The sequence below is a fragment of the Bacillus sp. R45 genome, from assembly GCF_021729365.1.
Taxonomy (GTDB): Bacteria; Bacillota; Bacilli; order Bacillales; family Bacillaceae; genus Bacillus; species Bacillus velezensis.
In genome coordinates this window covers 3161958-3184231 of the sequence record NZ_CP091421.1, presented here as the reverse complement: position 1 = coordinate 3184231, position 22274 = coordinate 3161958, and the positions used below count along the sequence as shown (strand labels likewise).

The following is a 22274-nucleotide window of genomic DNA, read 5'->3' as shown; positions in this document are numbered from 1 at the left end:
CCCCTGAATTACAAATATATCAAGAGAATGCATGTTTGATCAACAAACTTTACCTGTTCCGCCAAAAGGAAGGAGACGCGGATTCCGCATATTCTGCCGCGGAAAAAGACACATTATAGGTGTACCTATATTTGATAAAGAGGTGATACAGATGGCTTTCTTTAACAAAGAAAAAGGAAAAAACAGCGATAAAAACAAAAACGTCATTCAAGGCGCGCTTGACGACGCCAGTGCAGCTCTGAAAGACGATCCGCTTCAAGAAGCTGTTCAAAAGAAAAAAAACAACCGCTGACCATATAAGACGGGTAGGGCGAACGCTCTATCCGTTTTCCATCTAATATTTCCCTTTGACAGATCTTTTTATCTCTGATAACCTCTGAGTAGAATTGAATGATAAAAATCCTCACTCTTTCTCGGTGAGGTAGAGGTTGCGCTTGATGATGAGTCGCACATGCCAGGCTGATAAGGGGCCGCAAAACATGTGTTAAAGGCATCAGCGCCGAAGTGTAAAGAAAGCCGATCCTTCTTTATGCTGGGACTGTATCTGAATAAGTGCAGGACTGCCGCGTGCTTTTTCGCGGAGGGCTATCCGGAGATCAAGGGTGTGTGTGTTTCTTTAAGCATGGACTTTTGTTCAGGCTTTTTTTGCGTGTAAATATGGTCTCGGGGTCTGGTCCGTACGAATGAACAACCAGGAGGTACAGGAATGGAACAGACGAAAAAATGGGGTTTTTGGTTATTAACGGCGTTTGTCGTAGGAAATATGGTAGGCTCGGGCATCTTTTCGCTCCCGAGTACGCTCGCAAAAATCGCGAGCCCGTTCGGCGCCACATCGGCATGGCTTTTAACGGGAGCCGGTGTGTTAATGATCGCGCTGGTCTTCGGCCACTTATCCATCCGCAAGCCTGAGCTGACGGCGGGGCCGCAAAGCTATGCGCGTGCGCTGTTCAGCGATCGGAAAAAAGGGAATGCTGCGGGCTTCACGATGGTGTGGGGCTACTGGGTGGCGAGCTGGATCAGCAACGTGGCGATCATCACGAGCCTTGCCGGATATTTAACATCATTTTTCCCGATTTTAACGGATAAGCGTGAAATGTTTTCGATCGGCGGTCAGGCGGTTACGCTCGGCCAGCTGCTGACGTTTGCCGTATGTACGGTTTTATTATGGGGCACTCACACAATCCTCGTCACCAGCATTAACGGTGCGAGTAAATTAAATTTCGTCACGACGTTTTCAAAAGTATTAGGATTTATCTTCTTTATCATTGCAGGTTTGTTTGTATTTCAAACGTCGTTTTTCGATCATTTTTATTTTCCTGTTCAAACAGGTCCTCACACGGTTGAGGGAATCGGCGGACAGATCCACAATGCGGCGATTTCAACATTATGGGCGTTCGTCGGAATTGAATCGGCAGTCATTTTATCCGGGCGCGCCCGTTCGCAGCGCGACGTGAAACGCGCCACCATTACCGGATTATTGATCGCGCTTGGCATCTATATCATCGTGACATTGATTACGATGGGCGTGCTTCCGCATGGTAAGCTTGTCGGCTCGGAAAAACCGTTTGTTGACGTATTGTACGCGATCGTCGGCAGCGCGGGAAGCGTCATCATGGCGATTCTGGCGATTTTGTGTCTGTTCGGAACGATGCTCGGCTGGATTCTTCTCGGTTCTGAAGTTCCGTATCAAGCGGCGAAATCAGGAGACTTTCCCGCTGCTTTTGCAAAAACGAATAAACAGGGAAGCCCGGTTGTGTCGTTAATCGTAACGAACGTAATGTCACAGATCTTTATCTTTTCGGTTATTTCCCGGACGATCAGTGACGCGTTTACGTTTTTAACGACGGCGGCGACGCTCGCTTATCTGATTCCGTATCTCGTGTCAGCGTTTTACAGCCTGAAGCTCATTTTTACGGGTGAAACGTATGACGAGATAAAGGGTTCAAGAGTAAGAGACGGTATCATCGCCATCCTTGCCTGCATTTATTCTTTTTACGTCATTATTACCGGAACGGCCGATTTAACGACCTTTATTCTCGGTATCGGGCTGTTTTTCGTCGGTTTGCTGTTATATCCTTTCGTCTCAAAGAAATTTGCAAACAACAGACCATCGGTATGACAAAAAGACATCTCACGTCTGTGAGATGTCTTTTTTTGTTTGCGGCAGCGGATTACTTTTTGACGGCGTGTATATAATGAATGGTCTCAAATGCGGTTAAATGGTCAGTGCGTCCGCTGAAAAAACGGTCATTGACGTCCGCCGGAGATACATGTTCATAAATAAGCAGACCTGATGATTCTAATATTTTTTCGATTTCTTTATAACTGAAACACGATAACATCGGTTCTCCGCCTGCTGCAGCCATTTTCACCATGTTTTCCACTCTGTTTGACAGTCCTCTTTCTTCAAAGAGCGACTCATCTGCATAATCAAACACGATAGAGCTTCCCGGCGGGACTTCGGCAAATAATTGTGTGAGCAGGCGGGCGAGATGCTCTTTCGTAAGGTAGTATGACACACCGAGCAGGCTGAAAAAGGTTTTTTGGCGTGAAAAACCTTCCTGATACAGACGGCTGAAAGAAAGCGAAGCGGCGAAGTCCATCGGTACAAAATGAAGATGATGGGAAATGTCGAGATTCAGATGTTTCAATCTCTTTATTTTGTCTTCCTGTGAAGCGGGATGATCGATTTCAAATATGTCTAACGCGTTTGTCACCTCAGGATGTCTGAAACAGAAAGTATCCAGTCCCGCGCCAAGGATGACATACTGTTTGGCCCCGAGCTTCACTTCATTCAAAAGCACTTCTTCACAATATGCGGCACGGGCTAACGGTGTAGGAGACAGCTGTACTTGAGTCACCCATTTTAAGATGTCATCCGGTTGGCCTTGAAGCCTCTGTGCCATGTCTTTATTGAAAAATGATATACCTTGAATGAGATGATCGCGGATGTCCGAATACTCTTTTTCAGAAATCAGATCTTGTGCTAAAAAATCATCAAATATCACCGGGGTGTCGTATTTACTGTGGTACGCCCTTCCGAAAGCGCACAGCAGGGAAGTCATACTCGCCTTGTTTTCTTTCATATAAAGATCCTCCGTTATTTACATCAATCTCCGGCCGGGAGAATCTTATTATACATGTTAATCTAAAAATGTAAATTATAGCATAAATGAATTTTTTTGTCAAGTTTTAAGCGTAATAAAAAGCCGCTGTGACAGCGGCTTCAGGGTTACTTCGTTAAGCTTTTTGTGATGTAGTCGAGCTGGCCTTCAAGTGAGATCGGGTCTGAGAAATAGAAGCCGATCGGATCAATGCGGTAGACATGGTTTTGTTTGACGGCATCGAGGTTCTTCCAGATTGAGCTGTCAAGCACGCCTTTGTCGTCACCGCCGGCCTGCCATGGCCCCATAAAGATGTAGTCTCCCGCGAAGTCAGGCAGTTTCTCGAGTGAAATGCTGGCGTAGCCCGGCCCTTGATTAATGGCTTTTTCCTGCGTCAGTTTTGTGGCCTTCAGCCCGAGTTTGTCATAAATGATGCTTCCGCCGCGGCCGAAGTCTTTACCGAATACATAGATGTCTTTTCCGTTTGTCTGCATGATGGAGATGGTTTTTGAGCCGACCGCTTTTTGAATCTTTGTTTTAGCGGCAGCGGTTTTTTTATCCCATTCAGCCAGCCATTTGTCTGCTTTATCTTCAGTGCCTGTCATTTTCGCAAACTCTTTGAATTGATCAATGTTGCTGAGCTTGTCATATTTAATGGCGATTGTCGGCGCGATTTTTTCCAGTTTTTCAATATCGGCGCCTTGTGTCGTCCAGACAACGATTAAATCCGGCTTTAAGTCAATGATTTTTTCAACGGACGTGCCGTCGCCGATGTTTGTGACACCTTTTGTTTTCCCTTTGTAATAAGGGTTTTTAAATACGTTTTGCGGCGCGCCGACAACATTGATGCCGAGCTGTTTAAAGTCGCCGTAGTAGCCGTCAGCCACGACGACGACCCGTTTCGGGTGCTTCGGAATTTTAATATTGCCGTTTTCGGCTTTATACGTGATGGTTTCTTCTTTTTCAGAAGAACCTTTTGTGTCTGAAGAATTGCCGCATGCGGCCAAAGCGGCGATGAGCAGCATGGCAATCAGCGCTGCGCCGATTTTCTTGTATGTATGGAACATCTGACATTCCTTCTTTCATAAAAATTAGTGATAAAGAGAATCATTATCAGTGTGATTATATCACTGCTTTCATAGAGAAGCACGCTCTTTTTTAAGAAAAACTTTCTTTTTTTATATGAAATTAGGTCTATTAAAAGAGAAGATAAAAGTGCTATACTGAAACAAGTCATTGATAATCATTATCATTACCATTCTTGTTTTGAGAAAGGAAGAACGAGTGTTGGGTCTATTGAAAAAGAAACAGACAATGACGGCTCAAGGGGCATCAGGGAGTGAAATCCAGTGGACGGCGCGTTCATTCAGAGCGGCTGTGCTGCTGTGTGCCGGTATTGCGGTTTTATTGATCGGCGCCGCTCTGTCTGTTTCCATCGGAGCTGCCGATATTCATCTGCGGACGGTGTGGGATGCTCTCTTTCACTTTCAGCCGCAAAATACATCTCATCAAATCATACGCGATCTGAGGCTGCCGAGAACCGCCGCCGCCGCGCTCGTCGGGGCTTTTTTAGCTGTGTCCGGAGCGATTATGCAGGGGCTGACGCGGAACCCGCTTGCTGAGCCTTCCATTATGGGCGTGACGTCGGGGTCAGGATTTGCGATCGCATTGGCATTTGCTTTTTTTCCGGGTCTGTCTGCGGCGGGACTTGTTTTGTGGTCCTTTGCGGGAGCGGGAATCGGAGCGCTTATTGTGTTTGGCATCGGCCTGTTTTCAAAAGGCGGGCTGACACCGGTGAAGCTCGCGCTGGCCGGTACGGCAGTCGGCTATTTCTTAACGGGGCTTTCAAGCGCGATTGCGATACGTTTTGATGTCGCCCAGGATGTGAAGTTCTGGTATGCCGGAGGAGTTGCTTCTGTGAAATGGGAAGGCGTGCAGCTGCTGTTGGCGGCCGGTGTTATCGGACTATTGCTGGCATTTCTGATTGCGCGCTCAGTGACGGTGCTGAGCTTGGGTGAGGAACTGGCCAAAGGGCTCGGGCAGTACACATCGCTTGTGAAAGTAATCGGAATGTTTGTCGTTGTCCTCTTGACGGGGGCTTCAGTCTCAGTCGCCGGAGCCATTTCTTTTATCGGCTTGGTGATTCCGCATATCACCCGATTTTTAGTCGGGGTAGATTACAGGTGGATCATTCCCTGTTCGGCGGTATTCGGCGCCATTCTGTTAGTCTTCAGTGATATTGCCGCAAGACTCGTCAATGCGCCGTTTGAAACACCGGTCGGCGCTTTAACCGCCCTTATCGGCGTTCCCTTTTTCTTTTATTTGGCGCGCAGGGAAAGGAGAGGGCTGTAATGAATGTAAAATCGAAAAAACCGCTGGCGGTCATGGCCGTTACGTTTGTGCTCATATGCATCGTCTTTTTTATCAGCTTAAACATGGGTGTGATCCGGATTGCGCCACTTGATACGATGCGTGTCTTTTTCGGACAGGGGGATGCCCGGGATCAGCTCGTTTTATTTGAATTCAGACTGCCGCGCATGGTGCTGTCATTGCTTGTCGGCGCAGGAATCGCGGTTTCAGGCGCGATTTTTCAAAGCGTGTCTCAAAATGACTTGGCCGAGCCGGGCATTCTCGGTATTAACGCCGGGGCGTCTTTGGCGGTCGTTCTGTTTATCTTCTTTTTCCAAGGGTCAGCTGTTGATCTAAGCATGGCCAGTACATGGCTGCTTCCGGTGAGCGCTTTGGCGGGGGCTTTTCTGGCTGCGCTGCTCATCTATGTGCTGGCTTGGAAAAAAGGCGTTTCACCTGTCCGGCTCGTTTTGGTCGGGATCGGCGTCAATGCGGGGTTTAATGCGCTTCTCTTGATTTTTCAGCTGAAAATGGACCCGCGGGATTTCATGCAGGCGCTTGTATGGATTTCCGGTTCGATTTGGAACGCCAATTGGAAAATGGTGCTGTCCATTTTGCCGTGGCTGCTGGTCCTTTTACCGTTCAGCCTCTATAAAGCCAGGTATTTAAATGTGCTCCAGCTCGGTGATCAGCTGGCGGCGGGGCTTGGCACCAAGGTTGAAAAGGAGCGGCGCGTTCTGCTGATGTCCGCCGTTGCCCTGACCGCGTCATGTGTTGCGGCAGCCGGCGGAATCGCTTTTCTCGGACTCATTGCGCCGCATTTGGCCAGAAGGCTTACCGGGCCGCGCCACCAGACGCTTATCCCGGTTTCAGCTTTGATCGGAGCATTTTTATTTCTGCTTGCCGATACGCTGGCGAGAAATGTGCTTGCACCGTCCGAAGTTCCCGTCGGCCTGGTGATTTCCGTGCTCGGAGCGCCGTATTTTGTATATTTGCTGATGAAAACGAAATAGAGGAAGGAGACTGCCGCGATGAACTCATTATCGGCGGAACAGCTTACTGTCGGTTATGGCGACCGTTTGATAGCGAAAGAATTGGATATCGCCATCCCGAAAGGAAAAATTACAACGCTGATCGGTCCGAACGGCTGCGGAAAATCGACGGTTCTCAAAACGATGTCAAGAATCATGAAACCGAAATCCGGCGCCGTCTATTTAAACGGACAGGCGATCATGCAAAAATCCACGAAGGACATCGCCAAGGAAATGGCAATTCTTCCGCAGACGCCTGAAGCGCCGAGCGGGCTGACGGTGTACGAACTTGTTTCTTACGGCAGGTTTCCGCATCAGTCCGGAATGGGCCGCTTGAGTGATAAAGACCGTGACATGATCAAATGGGCGCTTGAAGAGACGGGGATGGCCGAATTTTACGACCGGCCGATCGAAGCGCTTTCCGGGGGGCAGCGGCAGCGTGTGTGGATCGCCATGGCGCTCGCTCAAGAAACGGAGCTGCTGCTTCTTGATGAACCGACCACTTATTTAGATCTCGCCCATCAGCTTGAAATTTTGCAGCTGCTGGACAAATTAAACAAGGAGCAGGGCCGCACCATTTTAATGGTCATTCATGATCTGAACCATGCCGCCCGTTTTTCCCATTACATGATCGCGCTGAAAAAAGGGCGCGTCATCAAGGAAGGAACGGCGGAGGAAGTCATGACTCCCGGTATATTGGAAGACGTGTTTCAAATTGACGCACAGATTGTAAAAGATCCGCGCACGAACAAACCGGTCTGCTTAACCTACGATTTAATCCGGCATGAAAACGCAACGGTAAGATGAAAAAAAACGCAGAGCCATTCCGGCCTGCGTTTTTTTATTGCGCCCGGGTCTGCTTTTGTCCGGAGACGCATTTATCCAAAACGAAAAAAACCCCCGCCACAATCAGCTCCTCCGTCGTTGACAGCCAAATCTTTTCAATCAGTTTATCCGTCGTATACGCGGTCATCCAGAGGAACAGCAGCTGAACGGTGCCGGCTAAAAGGAGAAAAGGCAGCCTGCCCGTCCCAAAAAAGGTAAAGCTATGTATCATCAGCCGCTCAAGCGGTTCAAAACATAAACCGAGAAGAATAAAAAGCACGGAAAAAAGCAGGACGTACGCCATCGATCCGTAGCTCGTCCCGGCTAATGAAAATACGGCCATCATCACGATGAAATACCCGAATAATACGGCAGCGGCTGCCAGGGCATACCGGAGCACCTGAAGAAAAAACATTTTCGTCCCGTTTTGATTGATCATCTGTTCAGCTCCTTTTCACACAGAGGAGACTTGCAGAGACGGAACTCTGCAAGTCGGGTGTGTATCTTCAGCATTTCTTTTTGACGACAGGGTGTTTCTCTTTCGAAAGAATATCCGTAAAGTCTTTGCCCAGATCCAGATGCTGCTGGACGAATTTCTCAGGAAGCATGGCAAGCCATTGGTTCAGGGACACATCGGCATAGTGGTCATCTTTGAAGATTTCCAGGAAGACGAGCGGCTCATCCCCCAAATTCTCCACATAGTGGCCCATTGCGAACGGGACGTAACCGACATCCCCGGCCTGATAGTTAAATGTTCTTGCATGGCCGTCCGATGCAAAAACCGTCATCCGCCCTTTACCGGAAATATAATACTGCCATTCATGCGTATTCGGATGCCAGTGCAGCTCTCTCATTGCGCCCGGTTCGACCACAACAAGCGCTGAAGCGATCGTTTTGGACACTTTGAAGTTTGTGGAATCCGCGATATATACTTTGCCGCCGTCCGTCTCAGCAGTCGGACCTTCATCCAGCAGGCGGTAAGTGAACGGATAAGGCACTTCGCCGTTCGGGCCTTCCACAATGTCGTCTTTCAGCTTCCCGGGAACCGGCTCTTCAAAGATGTATTTTTCTTTCCGAGGCAGGCCGGCGAGGTCTTTTTCTGAAACCCCGAAATTGTTGGCGATGACATCAAGCGGCGTGTGGGCAAGCCAGTCAGTCACTTGGAATGTGCTGTTTTCTGAGAAGGAACCGTCATCAAAAACCAAGAGGAATTCACAGCCTTCTTTCAGCGCCTGAATGGAGTGCGGCAGGCCTGACGGGAAGTACCACAGATCTCCTTCCTTCACGTCATCGATAAAACTGCGTCCCTGTTCATCAACGATCGTGACCCGCGCTTTGCCCGTCAGCATATATGCCCATTCGGCTTCTTTATGCCAGTGCAGTTCACGGATGGCGCCCGGTTTTAAACGCATGTTGACAGATGCCAGATTTTCAGAAATCGGCAGCTCGCGAACGGTCACCTCACGCGCGTACCCGCCCTTTTCCAGCCGGTTATGCACATCTGAGAAAGAGAATTTCATATTATCCACTGTGCCGTGATCCGTTTCCGGCGGCGTCAGCATATCCGGATTTTGGCGGTCTCTTTCAAGATTGCGCGGAATCGTGACGGTCGCTCCTTTGTCTCCTCTGATCGGCTGCGGGATATTGCAGTTGTTTTCTTTTGACATGTAAATCGTCTCCTCTCAAGCTTTGTTTTTTCAGAAAGAGAATGTGAAAGGCCTTTCGTTTTCCCTTCTGCTTTGTTAAGTGATGCGTTCCGATGAAAAGTCAACTTCGTGTGAAAATTAATTTTTCATTTTCTGCTCTTTCAGTTCCGTCATCAGTTCGATCAGGGCGTCAAACTTCTTCTCAAACCGTGTGAGAAGATACATGGCAATCAGAGCCGGAAAGCCGAGATTGCCGATCTGTCTGACCGCTTCTTCTATAAAAACCTGATCCATTGTCAGCCACCTCCTGACTTGACCTGCAGTCATGTATATAAGTGAAAGAAAGAGCGGCTCCTGTAAACCTGATATCCCGGTTGAGGGTCTTTTTTTTGTTCCGGCAAATCCGGGACATAAGGAATGCGGAATCTTAGTCGGAAAGGAGTAGTTTACTTTTTTTTGCTTTCTTTCATTTAATTTAAATAGGGGGCGGTTTTATGGACTATCAAGTTCTTTTACGGTCAAAATGCAAGGAAATTATGAAACATCCGATCGTTAAACATTTTTTAAGTGACCCAAAGCATTACGAGAAATTTAAAAATGTGCTGGAACATTCAGACGAGAAGGATGCAAAATCATTGGACGACCATTTTAAACAGTTTTATAAGGAAATCCGGATCATCAAATATATGAACTCTATGATCCGGATTTTCTCCATCGATTTTGACAAGCGCATCCGTAAAAATCAGAATCGCTATCCGCTGACGGTGGATCAGCCGGAGGGAGGTGAAGCGCTTCCCTATGAAATGGGAAAAGACGCGTATGAAGAGTTTCTGCGGAAGCAGGGAGATTTGAGCCAGCATGTCCAAAACCGTGATTTATACGAAGCGCTTCAGACGTTAACCGATAAACAAAAAAGCGTGCTGACGAATATTTATCTTCACGGAGCGACGATGAAGGAGATTGCCGAGTCGCTGGGTGAATCACGGCAGAACATTTCCAATATTCATAAAAAAGGGCTCGACAATCTCAGAAAGCAGCTGGACAAGCAAAAAAAGGGGGAAAATAAGCAGTGAACGGGCCATTTGACTTCAACAAAGAGAACACAGATACCGACGAAATGGAACTTTTGATTTCACGTTTTTCGCCAATGATAAAAAAAAAACTGAGCAATACATCATACCAGGAAAGAGAAGACCTTGAACAAGAATTGAAGATTAAAATAGTTGAAAAAGCGGACATGCTGTTATGCCAGGAAGTGCCGGGTTTTTGGGAATTTATTCTTCATCTTATAAATGAAAGCTCCTGACAAAAACGGCGGAATGATGGATATTCCGCTCTGACAACGTGAGAAAAACGAGAAGAGATGTCCGTCTCGTTTTTCTTTTCTGTTTCCCCGCAAGACCTCCGCACTAAAAAGGTACCAAATCTTATCCATATAATGATATGATGAAAAAAACAAAGAGAAAGGAACGTCCAAGGTGGAAAATGCGTCAATTTTAATTGTAGACGATGAGAAGGCGATCGTTGATATGGTCAAACGCGTTCTCGTCAAAGAAGGCTATCACAACATTAAGACAGCCGGAAGCGCTGAGGAAGCGATTGAGTTTGTTAAACATGAAACCGCGGATCTGCTCGTGCTGGATGTGATGATGGAAGGCATGTCCGGTTTTGAAGCATGCACCGAAATCCGGAATTATACCGACGCTCCGATCTTTTTTCTGACTGCCCGTTCTTCTGATGCGGATAAGCTGTCAGGATTTGCATTGGGAGCTGACGATTATATAACAAAGCCGTTTAATCCGCTCGAATTGGCGGCGCGGATCAGAGCGACGTTAAAAAGAACCTATAAGCGCGAAGAGAAAGCGGCGGTAAAAACGTATTCATACAGCCATTTTTCCTATTCGCCGCAAAACGCCGAGCTGATCGTCGGGGGCGAGCCCGTCAGCTGCTCCGCACAGCTTCTGCAATTGCTTCAATATTTCTGTGAACACCCTGATGTGGTGCTCTCAAAAGATCAGATCTATGAAAAAGTGTGGGGATATCCGTCTTACGGCGATAACAACACCGTCATGGTGCATATCCGCAAGCTCAGAGAAAAGATTGAAAAAGACCCCAGCAATCCGTCTTATATTGTAACGGTGCGCGGCCTCGGCTATCGGTTTATTCCCGATCAAGGAGAAAAAGGAACCCGCTCATGAGAATGCGCGGAAAATTTCTGCTCCACTTTTTCGGACAGCTTCTGCTTGTCATCCTGCTGATGTCCGTTTTGGCCGTCGCTTCTTTCTTCTATTTGGATTGGCGTTTCAGCGAAGCGGAAGCCAATGCGGGACTGACCAAAGCGACGGCAGACTCGTTTGAAGCGTGGCTTGATAAAAACGAAGACGGCACATGGGATGTCGATGAATTTTTAAAGATGTCGGTCAGAAAGCAGAAGGGCTGGCTGCAGATCATTAATGACAAAGAAAAAACGGACTACGCATACAGAGTGCCGAAAGACGTCCCGAGCCATTACAGCAGAAAAGACCTCTTATCCATTTACCAGTACCGGAATTTTGACAACTACAAGCTGAATTACTGGACGGTCACGATAAATGATGAGACCTATTTGATTCTGTTCGGCTGGAAATCCGCCAGTGAGCAGCTTCTCACTTACATCGAATCACAGGAGCCATCCCTCGCTTCCCTTTCTCAATATAAAAAAAGCACGGTTGATTATATTAAACGGGAAAAAGGGGCGGTCTACCTTCTCGAAAACAGCGGCAGACTGCTCGGGGATATCAACAGCACGAAAAAAGAACGGAACACCGTCAATGAGCTTGAATTGCTGAAATACAGTTCCAAGCCGTGGAATTACAAACGGGAAATTTCTTTTAAAAGACTCGATAAAACGAAATGGATGGTCGCGTCGGTGCCGAACCCCGTGTACATCCCCGATCACGAGTTTAACAAATCATTTTTGAGAAATGTGATGAAAACCCTCTTCCTCTTGATCGGAATCTTAGTATTTATGATCTGCATCCTGACCATCTGGTACTCTTTCCGTTTCGGCTGGCCGCTGTTTCATACCATCAAATGGCTTGTCAATTTATCAAAGGGCCGGCTTGAAGAGCCGAAGAACCGCAAAGGACAGCCGGTCAGCAAAAACAAAAAAGGCAAAACAAAACAGCCGTTCCGCTTTTTCGCCGAGATTTTCGAATCGATGGATCAGCTGACCGACACGCTGAAGCGGGATAAGAAAAACAGAGAAAAAATCCAGGCGACAAGGGAAGAATGGATCGCCGGGCTGAGCCATGACTTAAAAACCCCGCTGAGCACGATTTACGGCTACAGCATGATGCTTGAATCGAAGCAATACGACTGGACACCGGAAGAAGTCAAAGAAATGGGGCAGATCGTCCGGGAAAAATCAGAATATATGTCGAAGCTGATTGAGGACTTAAACTTAACATACCGCCTCAAAAACGCGGCTCTCCCGATCGAACGGCGGCTGATCAACGTCGTGCCGTTTATCAGAAACGTCACGAACGATTTTACGAAAAACACGTTCTCGGAAGGCTATGACATCGCCTTTGAAACCAAAAAGGAAGACATTCTTTTCGCCATTGATGAAGCGTGGTTCCGCCGTATTCTGGAGAATCTGCTGGCAAACGCGGTTAAGCATAATAAGAAGGGGACCGCCATTCGGGTCGTGCTTGAGGAATCAGCCGAACAGCTCATTCTGAAGGTGAAAGATAACGGAAGAGGAATGGACGATGAAACGATTCACCAGCTGTTTAACCGTTATTACCGGGGAACGAATACGAAGGGGCCGTCAGAAGGAACGGGACTCGGGCTCGCCATTGCCAAAGAGCTGGTTCACCTTCATAACGGAACCATCCATGTCAACAGCAGAATCAGCGCCGGAACGGTGATTACGATTCTTTTTAAAAAAGATTGAGTTTGGACGCCGCTTTGTCGGGAATAACAATAGAAGACTGACAAGCAAAAGAGGTGTTCACACATGGAAGCAGCATTACGAGCAGATACGAGAGCAGTTATCGGAGAAGGCCCTTTATGGGACAAGGATAAGGAATGCCTGTACTGGGTGGATATACTGGGCAGCCAGCTCCATATCTTCACTCCGGCTGACGGAATCAACCGTTCCGTTAAATTCAAGTCATTTGTCACGGCTCTGGCCTTGTATTCAAAGGAAGAGCTGGTGATGACGATGAAAGACGGGTTTTACCTGTACAATCTGCGGGAAGACACATTGACGAAGATGAAGCAGCCGAAAGACATGCGGGAAGATATCCGTTTCAATGACGCAAAATGCGACCCGTCCGGCAGATTATGGGCGGGAACGACGAGCATGGAAGGCAAAGAAGAGGAGGCTTCGCTGTACCGTCTGAATACGGACGGCAGCCTTGCCAAAATAAAAGACCAGGTCTCCACCTCGAACGGTTTGGATTGGGATCGGGACCGAAACCTGATGTACTATATTGATACTCCGACGCAGGAAATCGTCTGTTATGCATATGATCCTGAAACCGGAGCCGTATCAGATCCGAAAACGGTCTACCGCTTTCCGGAGTCGCAAGGATCTCCCGACGGAATGACCATTGACCGTGACGGAATGCTGTGGGTGGCTTTGTTCGGAGGCGGCCGCGCCGTCCGGATTGATCCGTTTTTGCATAAGGAAATTGCATCTATCGAAGTTCCGGCGAAATACGTTACCTGCTGCGCGTTCGGAGGCAGCAATTTGAACACGTTATACATTACGACCGCGACGGAAAAATTGACGGAAGCCGAAAGACTTGAGCAGCCGCATGCGGGCGGCCTGTTTTCAGCAGAGCTTGAGACGGGCGGCTGGGAGCCGGTTCCGTTTGCAGGCATGATGTAAAAAAAAGCCCTGGCATATGGGGAAGTTCCCCTTGTGCCGGGCTTTTTTGTGTTAAATGGAGCGGATGATGCCGCCTTCAACCCGCTGTGCGGTGCCGTTAATGGCAGAAGCAGCTGATGAAGCGAGAAATACAATCGTATTGGCGACTTCTTCCGGGGTTGCATAGCGCTGAATCAAAGATGTCGGTTCATTCACTTTAAAATAATCCCGGACGAAGCTGTCCGTGTCTTCTCCGGCAGCCTTTGCGGCTCCTTCCATGTAAGAAGCGACGCCTTCGGTCCATGTCGGTCCCGGCAGCACGGAGTTGACCGTGACATTCGTGCCTTTCGTCATTTCCGCCATTCCCCGGGACAAGCTGATTAACGCCGTTTTCGTCATTGAATACGGAATCATTTGCGCAAGCGGTTTGACTCCGGCTTCACTGGAGATGTTCAAAATCCGTCCGCTGTTTCTTTCAAGCATTTGCGGCAGAAAACGCCGGCACAGGCGTACGGCGCTCATAACATTCACTTCAAAATACCGAGTCCATTCGTCATCAGACACCTCAGCGAAGTCCTTTACTTCAAAAAAACCGAGATTATTGACGAGAATATCGACTTCCCCGATTCCGCCGGCGCGCTTGATCAGGTCATCCGCCTCATCCTGACGCGATAAATCAGCGGCGATGCCGTGAACCGTTCCGTAAGCGGAAAGCTCCTCAACCGTCCGTTCCACGGTTTCTTTTTTTCTTCCGTTTACAATCACCTCGGCGCCTTCGGCTAAAAAGCTTTTTGCCGCGGCTTTTCCGATCCCTGAAGTTGATCCTGTAATCAACACGAGCTTCCGTTCAAGCTGTAATTCCATGATAATCCTCCTTATTACACCATTGTGTAACAGTATACATGATGAATTTTAGTGTGTACGAACAATTTGCTTTCATGCAAAAAGGCCGGATATACAAGCCTTAAAGACTTATAGTATAATTACTGCGAAAAAAGGATACGAATGTCAAAGAGACAATCGTTTACCATAATCAGGGGGAGTTAAAAGAATGAAGAAGATCACTGCCGTCTGGGCGGCGCTCTTGGTCACCGCCTTTGTGATCGCCGGCTGTTCCGGCGCACAGGAAGAAGGAAGCGCGGCCAAACAAAAAGCCGTCTCAACCGAAGCATTCCCGGTAACCATTAAGGATGCCGCGAACGAAAAAGTAACCATAAAGCAGGCACCGGAAAAAATCGTTTCCCTCATGCCGAGCAATACGGAAATTACATACGCGCTCGGACTGGGAGATAAGGTCGCAGGCGTCACGACAAATGATACATATCCGAAAGAAGCCGTAAAAAAACCGAAAGTCGGAGATATGAATGTGAACGCTGAAAAAGTCATCGCGCTGAAGCCGGATCTCGTGCTTGCCCACGCGTCCTCTATGTCCGCTTCCGCCGATGCGATGAAGCAGCTGAAAGATGCGGGCATCACCGTCTTAACGGTCAATGATGCGCAATCGTTCCAAGATGTGTACAAATCAATCAGCATGATCGGAAAAGCGGCCGGCAAAGAAAAGCAGGCGGATCAGCTGATCCAATCGATGAAATCCGACCTTTCCGGCATAGAAAAGAAAGCGGCGGCCATTTCTGAAAAAGACGAAAAGAAAGTATTCGTCGAAGTGTCTCCTGACGGCTACACGACGGGGAAAGACACGTTTATGAACGAAATGCTTGAAGATATACATGCGAAAAACGCCGCCGGCAGCCAGACCGGCTGGGTGCAGCTGACGGATGAAGCGATTGTCAAAATGAATCCGGACGTTATCATCACGACAGACGGCGTAAAGGCCGCTGAAGTGGAAAAACGCGCCGGCTGGGGTGCCGTCAATGCGGTCAAACACCACAATGTCTATTCTGTTGATCCTGACCTTGTCACACGCTCAGGCCCGCGCCTTGTCAAAGGGGTCGAGAAGCTTGCAGAAAGCGTTTATCCTGAAACGTTTAAAAAGTAACCGCCCGCTGGCCTACACGGTCAGCCTGCTGTTTTTAGCCGTTTGTACGGCACTCGGCATTTCAATCGGCAGTCTGCATATTCCTTTATCCGACGTTTTTTGGATCGGGATCGGCCGGACATCCTCTGTCGATCCCATGAATGTAAATATTATGATCAATATCCGCCTGCCGAGAGTCGTTCTGGCCGCTCTTGTCGGAGCCGCGTTATCCATTGCGGGGGCGGCGTTTCAGGGACTTCTGAAAAATCCGCTCGCCGACCCTTATACACTCGGGGTATCTTCGGGAGCCTCGGCGGGAGCCGTTATCACCTTGTTTTTCGGCATTCAGATTCCCGTCATCGGCCGGTTCACACTTCCGGTTGTCAGCATTGCCGCTGCCATTGCGGTTATGGCGGCGGTTCTGTTTTTCAGCCGCCTCGTTCATGCGTCGATGTCGGTTTCGACGCTCATTTTGACAGGCATCATTATGAATTCTTTTCTCGGGGCTCTCATTTCGCTTGTGATTGCTTTAACGGGAAATGATCTGCTCCCGATTGTCCGCTGGCTGTTGGGAAGCGTGTCAATGAGGGGCTGGGGCTATGTCGCGCTGTTTCTGCCTTTTTTTCTGGCCGGGACGGCGCTTCTGCTTATCAATGGCAGAGAATTAAACATTATGACTTATGGAGAAGAAAAGGCAAGGCTGTTAGGCGTCAGTACGGGAAAAAGAAAACTGCTGATGATCGCCGCCGGATCTCTGCTGACGGGAGGAGCGGTTGCCGTCTCGGGGACGATCGGGTTTGTCGGCCTTGTCATTCCCCACGTGACACGGCTTTTGTGGGGGACGGATCATCGCCATTTACTGCCGCTGTCAGCATTGACGGGCGCCGGGTTTCTCATTTTGGCGGATTTGTTTTCCCGCACCGTTATTGAGCCTGTCGAATTGCCGATCGGCATTATGACGGCTTTGGCGGGAGCGCCTGTGTTTGCCTTGATTCTGCTTCGCCAGCATCATGGAGGGAAACGCTTATGATCAGAGTGAGCAGCCTGTCCGGCGGGTACGGAGGCCGGATGATTGTAGAAGATGTCAGTTTTACCGCCGGAAAAGGTGAATTTGTCGGCATACTCGGTCCGAACGGCTCGGGAAAAACAACGCTGATGAAATTGCTGACGGGAATGCTCTCTCCGTCAAAGGGCGAGGTGCTCGTCGCAGGCAGGCCCGCGGGCAGATACAAGCCGCGGGAGCTTGCGAAAATTATGGCCGTTTTGCCGCAGCATACGGAGCAAGCTTTTACATTTACCGTTAAGGAAACGGTGTCCTTCGGCAGATACCCGTATCAAAAAGGACTCTTCAGACAGATGGATCAACATGACGAAGACATTGTCCGGGAAGCAATGGAAATGACGGGCATCGACCGATATGCACAGCAATCCGTCCGCAATCTGAGCGGAGGGGAGCGGCAGCGCGTCTATCTGGCGCAGGCGCTGGCTCAGCAGCCTGAGGTGCTGTGTCTGGATGAGCCGACGACCTTTCTTGATCTCAAATATCAAAAAGACCTGCTTGATACGGTGAAGCGGCTGACGAGAGAAAGAGGCCTGACGGTCATCAGTATTTTTCACGACCTCAACGCCGCAAGCCAATATTGTGATCAGCTCCTGATGATGAAAGACGGACGCGCTTTTCCGAAGCAGCCGCCGGATCAGGCTTTGAAAAAAGAGACGATTGAAGACATTTACGGCATTACCGTCAGCGCTGTTGCCCGGCAATCGTCGCCGAAACCGCTGATCGCTTTCATGCCGGAAGCGCGGGAGGAAAGAGAGCCCGCCGGCGTTCCGTTCGCCTCTCTGATAAACAAAAGCGGAAATACCGTAACGCTTCATACAGAACGGCCGTTCAGAATGCTGTCAACCGCATCTGACGGCCCGGGCTTTTCGTGGGGCCGCCGGCTTTCCGGCTCGGCGGCAGCTGGTTTGATCTGCCGTACGTTTGATTCGGTTACGATAGCCGTGACTGCGCAGTATACCGTTTGGGTGCTGATCAGCGGACGTTTATCGGAACAGGGATTTGTTCAGCTGTTAACGGCAGCGGCTGAAGCGAGAATGCAGGCTCTTTCCGGCAGACAGGCAAAAGGCGACATTGCCATTTGTGCCTTGCAGACAGGAGAGGCAATGGACGTCCCTCACGCGGAAAGAGCCGTCAGAAGAGGAACCGCGGTATGTGTAAAAGCGGCGGAAGAAGGAGGAATACAACAATGAAGCTGTATACGAAAACCGGCGATAAAGGACAGACAAGCCTGATCGGCGGCAGAACGGATAAAGACAGTCTGCGGGTTGAAAGCTACGGGACGATCGATGAGCTGAACAGCTTTATCGGGCTTGCGCTTGCGGAGCTAGATAATTGTGAGAATTGCGGTGATGTGAAAGCCGAACTCCGAAACATTCAGCATGAGCTGTTTGACTGCGGCGGCGACTTGGCGACGGTCACTGAACATAGAAGCTATACATTAAGAGAGACATCTATTTCCGCATTGGAAGACTGCATAGACCGTTACACGGCTGAAGCGCCCCCGCTTGAGAAATTTATTCTTCCGGGCGGGCATAAGGCGGCTGCTCAGCTTCATATCGCGCGGACCGTCACAAGACGGGCTGAGCGTCTCGTCGTGAAACTGGGCAAAACAGAAGAGATAAACGATACGGTGATGCGTTACTTGAACCGCCTGTCTGATTATTTTTTCGCGGCGGCAAGAGCAGTTAACGCAAGACAGGGCGTTCAGGATATAGAGTATGAAAGAAGCGCCGCGGTATTCCGTGATGATGAATAACGTTTTGTTCAGCCGGCAGCAGCAAGCCGGCTGTTTTTTTATAGAGATATCCATCAATTGAACCTTTATTGACAGAAGGAAAATGTATCTTATGTATTATTGACTGAAAAATTAAAAAATGAGATATTATAAGAAACATTGTAAAATAATGGGGGATTTGATAGATGGATACATATAATAAGAGCGAGAGCATCTGGAATAAAAACTTCACCCTTCTGTTTATCTCGAGGCTTGTTAAATTGTCGGGCGACGGTTTTGCCTTTAATTCCATTCTGTGGTTTTTGATTTTTGACGGGGAAGGCGCGATCGGCACGTCCCTGCTTATTGCGGTCACGTTCCTTCCGGAGGCGATGCTGGCGCCGATTACCGGGCCTTTTATGAAGCAGCATACGCTGAAGTTCTGGATGTATTTCTCCGATCTCACGCGCGCGGCGGTCGTGTTGATCATTCCGGTCTGTTACTTTAACGGTTTTTCTCCTTTATGGTTTGTCATGCTTCTCATGATTTTGCATTCAGCCACGGGAGCCGCTTATAATCCTGCATCTATCTCATTGATCCCCAATATTGTCGGAGAAAACAGCCTGCAGAAAGCGAATGCGGTCATCCAGTCATCAGGCCAGATCGTCAGACTTGCCGCCATTACGCTGAGCGGGGTGTTCTTAACATTTATCAGTCCCGCTTATTCTTTGTTTATCGCTCTTATATTCTATCTTCTATCAGGTTTTCTCGTACTCTTTATGTCATACCAAGTCCAGCATGCCAAAGAGGATACCGTCGCCGTCAGACAGCGCGGGACGTATGTCGGAAGGCTCAAACGGGGTTTCGTTCTTGTCAGGAAACACCAGATATTATACCCGCTCGCCATCTATTGTATCTTCATGAATTTTGCGGCCGCTCCGTGGGAGGCGCTCTCTGCCGTTTATGTCGCCGAAGATTTAAACATGCCGCCGATCATCTTCTCGCTTTTGAAAGCGACAGGCACGGGCGGAGCCTTTTTAATGGGTTTTATTTTGGCTAAGGTGAAGGTGAACAAATACGGTCTCCTGTTTGTGTCAGCGGGAATCATAGAAGGGGCGGCATTTTTCATCACCGGCCTCAACACTTTTCTGCCGCTCGTCTTCCTCGCCGCGTTTGCGTTCGGATCTGCCGTCAGCGCGATTAATGTGCCGGAATATACGATTATTCAGACGTCTGTGGACCATGATGATCAGCCGCAAGTCTATGCCGTCATCCATATGATCTCAAACATATCCATTCCGCTCGGCGCGGTTCTTTGCGGATACGCGGCTAACGCCTTCGGTCCCGGAAAAGTCATTGCCGCCGGCGGTCTCGTTGAAGTCCTGTCCGGTCTCGGAATATTGCTCTTTACGAAGCTGGCCAAAGCTGAACGCTCAGATCTCATCAGGGAAAAAGAAGCGAGCATCAGAATATAGATTTTTCGTGAAACGCCCTGCGCCGTCCGGTGCAGCGGCGTTTTTTTATGCGAAGGTCCGGGGGGTTATACGACTCCGGTCTGATATGAAAATCAATCTCTGACTCGTTTTGCCGGCCGCGGGATTTGTTTATAGTAAAGACAAGGAAAACGAAAGGAGGATCTGCATGAATATAAATGTAAAAACGGCAGGCGGCTTTCTGCTGATTGTGTTCGGACTTTCTGTCTTTTTCGGAGGAGGCCATTTCGCATTTATCATCCCGCTGGCGATCGGAGGCCTGATGCTTTACTGGGGAATCAAACGTTTTTCAAAAGGCCGGGCGGTATCGGGTATCATCGCGGGCTTCATCGGAGCTATGATTCTCGTCGGTTCTCTTCCATTTATCGTTGCCATCGGACTGGCCGGCGCCATGGTGTATTTCGGGTGGAAGATGATGAAGCAGGGCGGCTCAGACACCGCTTCCCGCCAGTATGAACCGGAAGCGGCATCACCGGGCTATCAATCCGGATTTGACTCTGAATGGGAAGAATTTCTGAAGAAAAAATAAGGAGGAAGACAAAATGGTCTTAAAAAGAATAAGAAATATGTTCGTCGCATCTGTTAACGAAGGGCTTGATAAATTAGAAAATCCGAAAGTCATGCTGAATCAATATGTGCGTGATATGGAAAGTGACATTGCTAAGGCGAAACAAACGATTGTCAAACAGCACACGATCGTCCATCAGTTTAAGAAAAAACAGGAAGACGCCTCCGAAACGGCGGCAAAACGGAAAAACCAGGCTCAGCTTGCTTTTGACGCCGGGGAAGAGGAGCTTGCAAAAAAGGCGCTGACTGAAATGAAATACCTTGAGGGAAAAGCGGCCGAACATGAAAAAGCGTATGAGCAGGCGAAAACACAGCTGGCAGAGCTGAAAGAGCAGCTGGAAACTTTAGAAACGCGCCTTCGCGACGTAAAGGATAAAAAACAGGCGCTCATCGCCCGCGCCAACGCGGCAAAAGCGAAGGAACATATGAACGCTTCTTTCGACAAAATTGATAGTGAAAGCGCCTACAGAGAGTTTCTTCGAATGGAAAGCCGCATTGAAGAAATGGAAGTCCGCGTCAAATACGGCACTTCAGCTGAGGCGAACACAGAATACAGCCGCTCCCAATATTCAGACGAGGTGGAAGCTGAGATTGAAAAAATGCGCTCGCTTTCTCTGGAGAAAACAGAGCATCAAAAAGCGGCTCATGAATAATGTGCACAAGGGAAGATCGGCGCTTTTACGCCTCTTCCCTATACGCACGTATCAATTCTCCGGCTTTTCCTTTATAATAAAATGAATGAAAAAGGATGGAACGTAATGAAGCGTAAGATGGCCAAAGGACTGATGGCGGCGTCCGTTCTGATCTGCTGTCTGTTTTTGGTGAAAGAAGTGTTTGCCGGGCGTTTTTTTCCGCTGTACGAAACAGAAGCGGAATCGGCAAGCATACCGCCGCGTGCCGTCAACAGCCTGTCGGTTTCATCGGAACAGACGGATGTAAAAATCATCGCGGAAGCGCGGAATGATATCGCGGCAAACATGGCGGGACCGGCGGGGAAAATGTTTGTCCAAAGCAGGGGAAAAACCCTCAATCTCAAAGCGAAGGAGAAAGGGTTCCAATTTCTGAATCTCTTTCAGCGTCCCCTGCTGATTGTCCGCATTCCGTATGATTATCATCGGGACATTACCGTCCATACGTCAAGCGGCAGCATTGCCGTTGACGGAAACAAGGGGCTGTCTCTTGCGCACCTCGGCGTCCGTTCTGTAAGCGGGAATATGTCGCTGAAGCACGTGAAGACGGATGTGTTTGAAGCGAAAGGGCTGTCGGGCAACCTCACAGCATCAGGCCTTGCGGCGAAAACGGGGGATATCCGCTTATCCTCCGGACATGTCGGGCTTCAACATGCGGCGGGCGCCCTTGACGTGCGGGTCGCTTCCGGCAGTGTCGACGCCTCGCTTGAGACGGCGGATGCTCCCGTATCCGTCAGGCTTGCGAGCGGCAGCGCAGCGATCAGCCTGCCGAAAGACGGAAGTTTTACGGTGAACGCCGAGACGGCAAGCGGAAGGATTCAGCCGTCTTATTCCTTTGAGAAAACGAGTAAGGACGGCGGGGCATTCACCGGTATGAAGGGCAGCGGCGCCAGGCCGATTGATATAAAAGTGACGAGCGGCAATATTGCACTGCAATAGTCAAGGAAAGGAGGGGCAGGC

The 22274-nt window shown here is 49.0% G+C and carries 24 protein-coding genes and 1 riboswitch; of the genes, 18 read left to right on the top strand and 6 right to left on the bottom strand.

Annotated elements, in window-relative coordinates; translation table 11 throughout:
• The first annotated feature begins 151 nt into the window (after positions 1-151).
• Positions 152-292 (top strand): small acid-soluble spore protein SspJ, encoded by a 141-nt coding sequence (gene sspJ / locus L3V45_RS15745; protein ID WP_003151760.1) that lies wholly within the window; start codon positions 152-154, stop codon positions 290-292.
• A 122-nt stretch (positions 293-414) separates the two neighbouring features.
• Positions 415-596: riboswitch (Lysine riboswitch) on the top strand.
• 110 nt (positions 597-706) lie between these two features.
• A complete protein-coding gene (locus tag L3V45_RS15740; protein WP_014305798.1) occupies positions 707-2119 on the top strand; it encodes an amino acid permease in 1413 nt (470 codons plus the stop codon).
• 52 nt (positions 2120-2171) lie between these two features.
• Here L3V45_RS15740 and L3V45_RS15735 read toward each other — a convergent pair whose 3' ends face one another.
• Together L3V45_RS15735 and L3V45_RS15730 are read right to left on the bottom strand one after the other, a co-directional pair.
• Complete coding sequence (locus L3V45_RS15735) at positions 2172-3086, bottom strand: class I SAM-dependent methyltransferase (RefSeq protein WP_044052909.1); 915 nt, start codon at positions 3084-3086, stop codon at positions 2172-2174.
• A 146-nt stretch (positions 3087-3232) separates the two neighbouring features.
• Positions 3233-4171: an iron-hydroxamate ABC transporter substrate-binding protein gene (locus tag L3V45_RS15730; protein WP_088037293.1), complete on the bottom strand. Its 939-nt coding sequence runs from the start codon at positions 4169-4171 to the stop codon at positions 3233-3235.
• Between the two features lie 247 nt (positions 4172-4418).
• Here L3V45_RS15730 and L3V45_RS15725 point away from each other — a divergent pair, with 247 nt between their 5' ends.
• From L3V45_RS15725 to L3V45_RS15715, 3 genes are read left to right on the top strand one after another with little or no spacing between them, the layout of a single operon-like run.
• Positions 4419-5456 (top strand): FecCD family ABC transporter permease, encoded by a 1038-nt coding sequence (locus L3V45_RS15725; RefSeq protein ID WP_236837446.1) that lies wholly within the window; start codon positions 4419-4421, stop codon positions 5454-5456.
• Positions 5456-6466: a FecCD family ABC transporter permease gene (locus L3V45_RS15720; RefSeq protein ID WP_003151770.1), complete on the top strand. Its 1011-nt coding sequence runs from the start codon at positions 5456-5458 to the stop codon at positions 6464-6466. Before L3V45_RS15725 ends, L3V45_RS15720 begins: the two co-directional genes overlap by 1 nt.
• An 18-nt stretch (positions 6467-6484) precedes the next feature.
• Positions 6485-7291, top strand: coding sequence for an ABC transporter ATP-binding protein (locus L3V45_RS15715; protein WP_003151771.1), 807 nt, complete (start codon positions 6485-6487; stop codon positions 7289-7291).
• A 34-nt stretch (positions 7292-7325) separates the two neighbouring features.
• Here the strand turns inward: L3V45_RS15715 and L3V45_RS15710 are convergent, their stop codons facing one another.
• From L3V45_RS15710 to L3V45_RS15700, 3 genes are all read right to left on the bottom strand, one after another.
• Positions 7326-7748: a YrvL family regulatory protein gene (locus L3V45_RS15710; RefSeq protein ID WP_014305794.1), complete on the bottom strand. Its 423-nt coding sequence runs from the start codon at positions 7746-7748 to the stop codon at positions 7326-7328.
• Between the two features lie 67 nt (positions 7749-7815).
• Positions 7816-8976: an oxalate decarboxylase family bicupin gene (locus tag L3V45_RS15705; RefSeq protein WP_003151773.1), complete on the bottom strand. Its 1161-nt coding sequence runs from the start codon at positions 8974-8976 to the stop codon at positions 7816-7818.
• A 117-nt stretch (positions 8977-9093) separates the two neighbouring features.
• Positions 9094-9249, bottom strand: a complete 156-nt coding sequence (locus L3V45_RS15700) for a YvrJ family protein (RefSeq protein ID WP_003151774.1) — start codon at positions 9247-9249, stop codon at positions 9094-9096.
• A 242-nt stretch (positions 9250-9491) separates the two neighbouring features.
• Here L3V45_RS15700 and L3V45_RS15695 point away from each other — a divergent pair, with 242 nt between their 5' ends.
• From L3V45_RS15695 to L3V45_RS15675, 5 genes are all read left to right on the top strand, one after another.
• Positions 9492-10028: a sigma-70 family RNA polymerase sigma factor gene (locus L3V45_RS15695; protein ID WP_088005512.1), complete on the top strand. Its 537-nt coding sequence runs from the start codon at positions 9492-9494 to the stop codon at positions 10026-10028.
• Complete coding sequence (rsoA, locus tag L3V45_RS15690; RefSeq protein WP_003151778.1) at positions 10025-10261, top strand: sigma-O factor regulator RsoA; 237 nt, start codon at positions 10025-10027, stop codon at positions 10259-10261. Before L3V45_RS15695 ends, rsoA begins: the two co-directional genes overlap by 4 nt.
• Positions 10262-10433: 172 nt before the next feature.
• On the top strand, positions 10434-11153 hold the full coding sequence (locus L3V45_RS15685; RefSeq protein ID WP_024085784.1) for a response regulator transcription factor: 720 nt from the start codon (positions 10434-10436) through the stop codon (positions 11151-11153).
• Positions 11150-12892 carry a HAMP domain-containing sensor histidine kinase gene (locus tag L3V45_RS15680; RefSeq protein ID WP_003151781.1) on the top strand — a complete coding sequence of 581 codons (1743 nt, stop codon included), beginning with the start codon at positions 11150-11152 and terminating at the stop codon, positions 12890-12892. The genes L3V45_RS15685 and L3V45_RS15680 overlap by 4 nt, the downstream gene beginning before the upstream one ends.
• 63 nt (positions 12893-12955) lie before the next feature.
• Positions 12956-13834 (top strand): SMP-30/gluconolactonase/LRE family protein, encoded by an 879-nt coding sequence (locus L3V45_RS15675; protein ID WP_014305793.1) that lies wholly within the window; start codon positions 12956-12958, stop codon positions 13832-13834.
• Positions 13835-13885: 51 nt separating this feature from the next.
• On the opposite strand, the gene L3V45_RS15670 is transcribed toward L3V45_RS15675, so the two are convergent.
• The gene (locus L3V45_RS15670; protein WP_003151783.1) at positions 13886-14677 is read right to left on the bottom strand and encodes an SDR family NAD(P)-dependent oxidoreductase; all 792 of its coding nucleotides are present in this window, start codon (positions 14675-14677) and stop codon (positions 13886-13888) included.
• Positions 14678-14864: 187 nt separating this feature from the next.
• On the opposite strand from L3V45_RS15670, the gene L3V45_RS15665 reads away from it, so the two are divergent.
• The 8 genes from L3V45_RS15665 to liaG all read left to right on the top strand — a co-directional run bounded on the left by L3V45_RS15665 (position 14865) and on the right by liaG (position 22253).
• Positions 14865-15809 carry an ABC transporter substrate-binding protein gene (locus tag L3V45_RS15665; protein ID WP_044052914.1) on the top strand — a complete coding sequence of 315 codons (945 nt, stop codon included), beginning with the start codon at positions 14865-14867 and terminating at the stop codon, positions 15807-15809.
• Positions 15772-16818 carry a FecCD family ABC transporter permease gene (locus L3V45_RS15660; RefSeq protein ID WP_003151785.1) on the top strand — a complete coding sequence of 349 codons (1047 nt, stop codon included), beginning with the start codon at positions 15772-15774 and terminating at the stop codon, positions 16816-16818. Before L3V45_RS15665 ends, L3V45_RS15660 begins: the two co-directional genes overlap by 38 nt.
• A complete protein-coding gene (locus L3V45_RS15655; protein WP_236837073.1) occupies positions 16815-18041 on the top strand; it encodes an ABC transporter ATP-binding protein in 1227 nt (408 codons plus the stop codon). The genes L3V45_RS15660 and L3V45_RS15655 overlap by 4 nt, the downstream gene beginning before the upstream one ends.
• On the top strand, positions 18038-18607 hold the full coding sequence (locus L3V45_RS15650; protein WP_025853870.1) for a cob(I)yrinic acid a,c-diamide adenosyltransferase: 570 nt from the start codon (positions 18038-18040) through the stop codon (positions 18605-18607). The genes L3V45_RS15655 and L3V45_RS15650 overlap by 4 nt, the downstream gene beginning before the upstream one ends.
• Positions 18608-18771: 164 nt before the next feature.
• The gene (locus L3V45_RS15645) at positions 18772-20040 is read left to right on the top strand and encodes an MFS transporter (protein ID WP_236837072.1); all 1269 of its coding nucleotides are present in this window, start codon (positions 18772-18774) and stop codon (positions 20038-20040) included.
• 166 nt (positions 20041-20206) lie between these two features.
• On the top strand, positions 20207-20587 hold the full coding sequence (locus tag L3V45_RS15640; protein ID WP_015387734.1) for a protein liaI: 381 nt from the start codon (positions 20207-20209) through the stop codon (positions 20585-20587).
• A 13-nt stretch (positions 20588-20600) separates the two neighbouring features.
• Positions 20601-21278 carry a stress responsive protein LiaH gene (gene liaH / locus L3V45_RS15635; protein ID WP_003151791.1) on the top strand — a complete coding sequence of 226 codons (678 nt, stop codon included), beginning with the start codon at positions 20601-20603 and terminating at the stop codon, positions 21276-21278.
• 105 nt (positions 21279-21383) lie between these two features.
• Positions 21384-22253, top strand: coding sequence for a LiaG family protein (gene liaG, locus L3V45_RS15630; protein WP_236837071.1), 870 nt, complete (start codon positions 21384-21386; stop codon positions 22251-22253).
• Positions 22254-22274 lie beyond the last annotated feature (21 nt).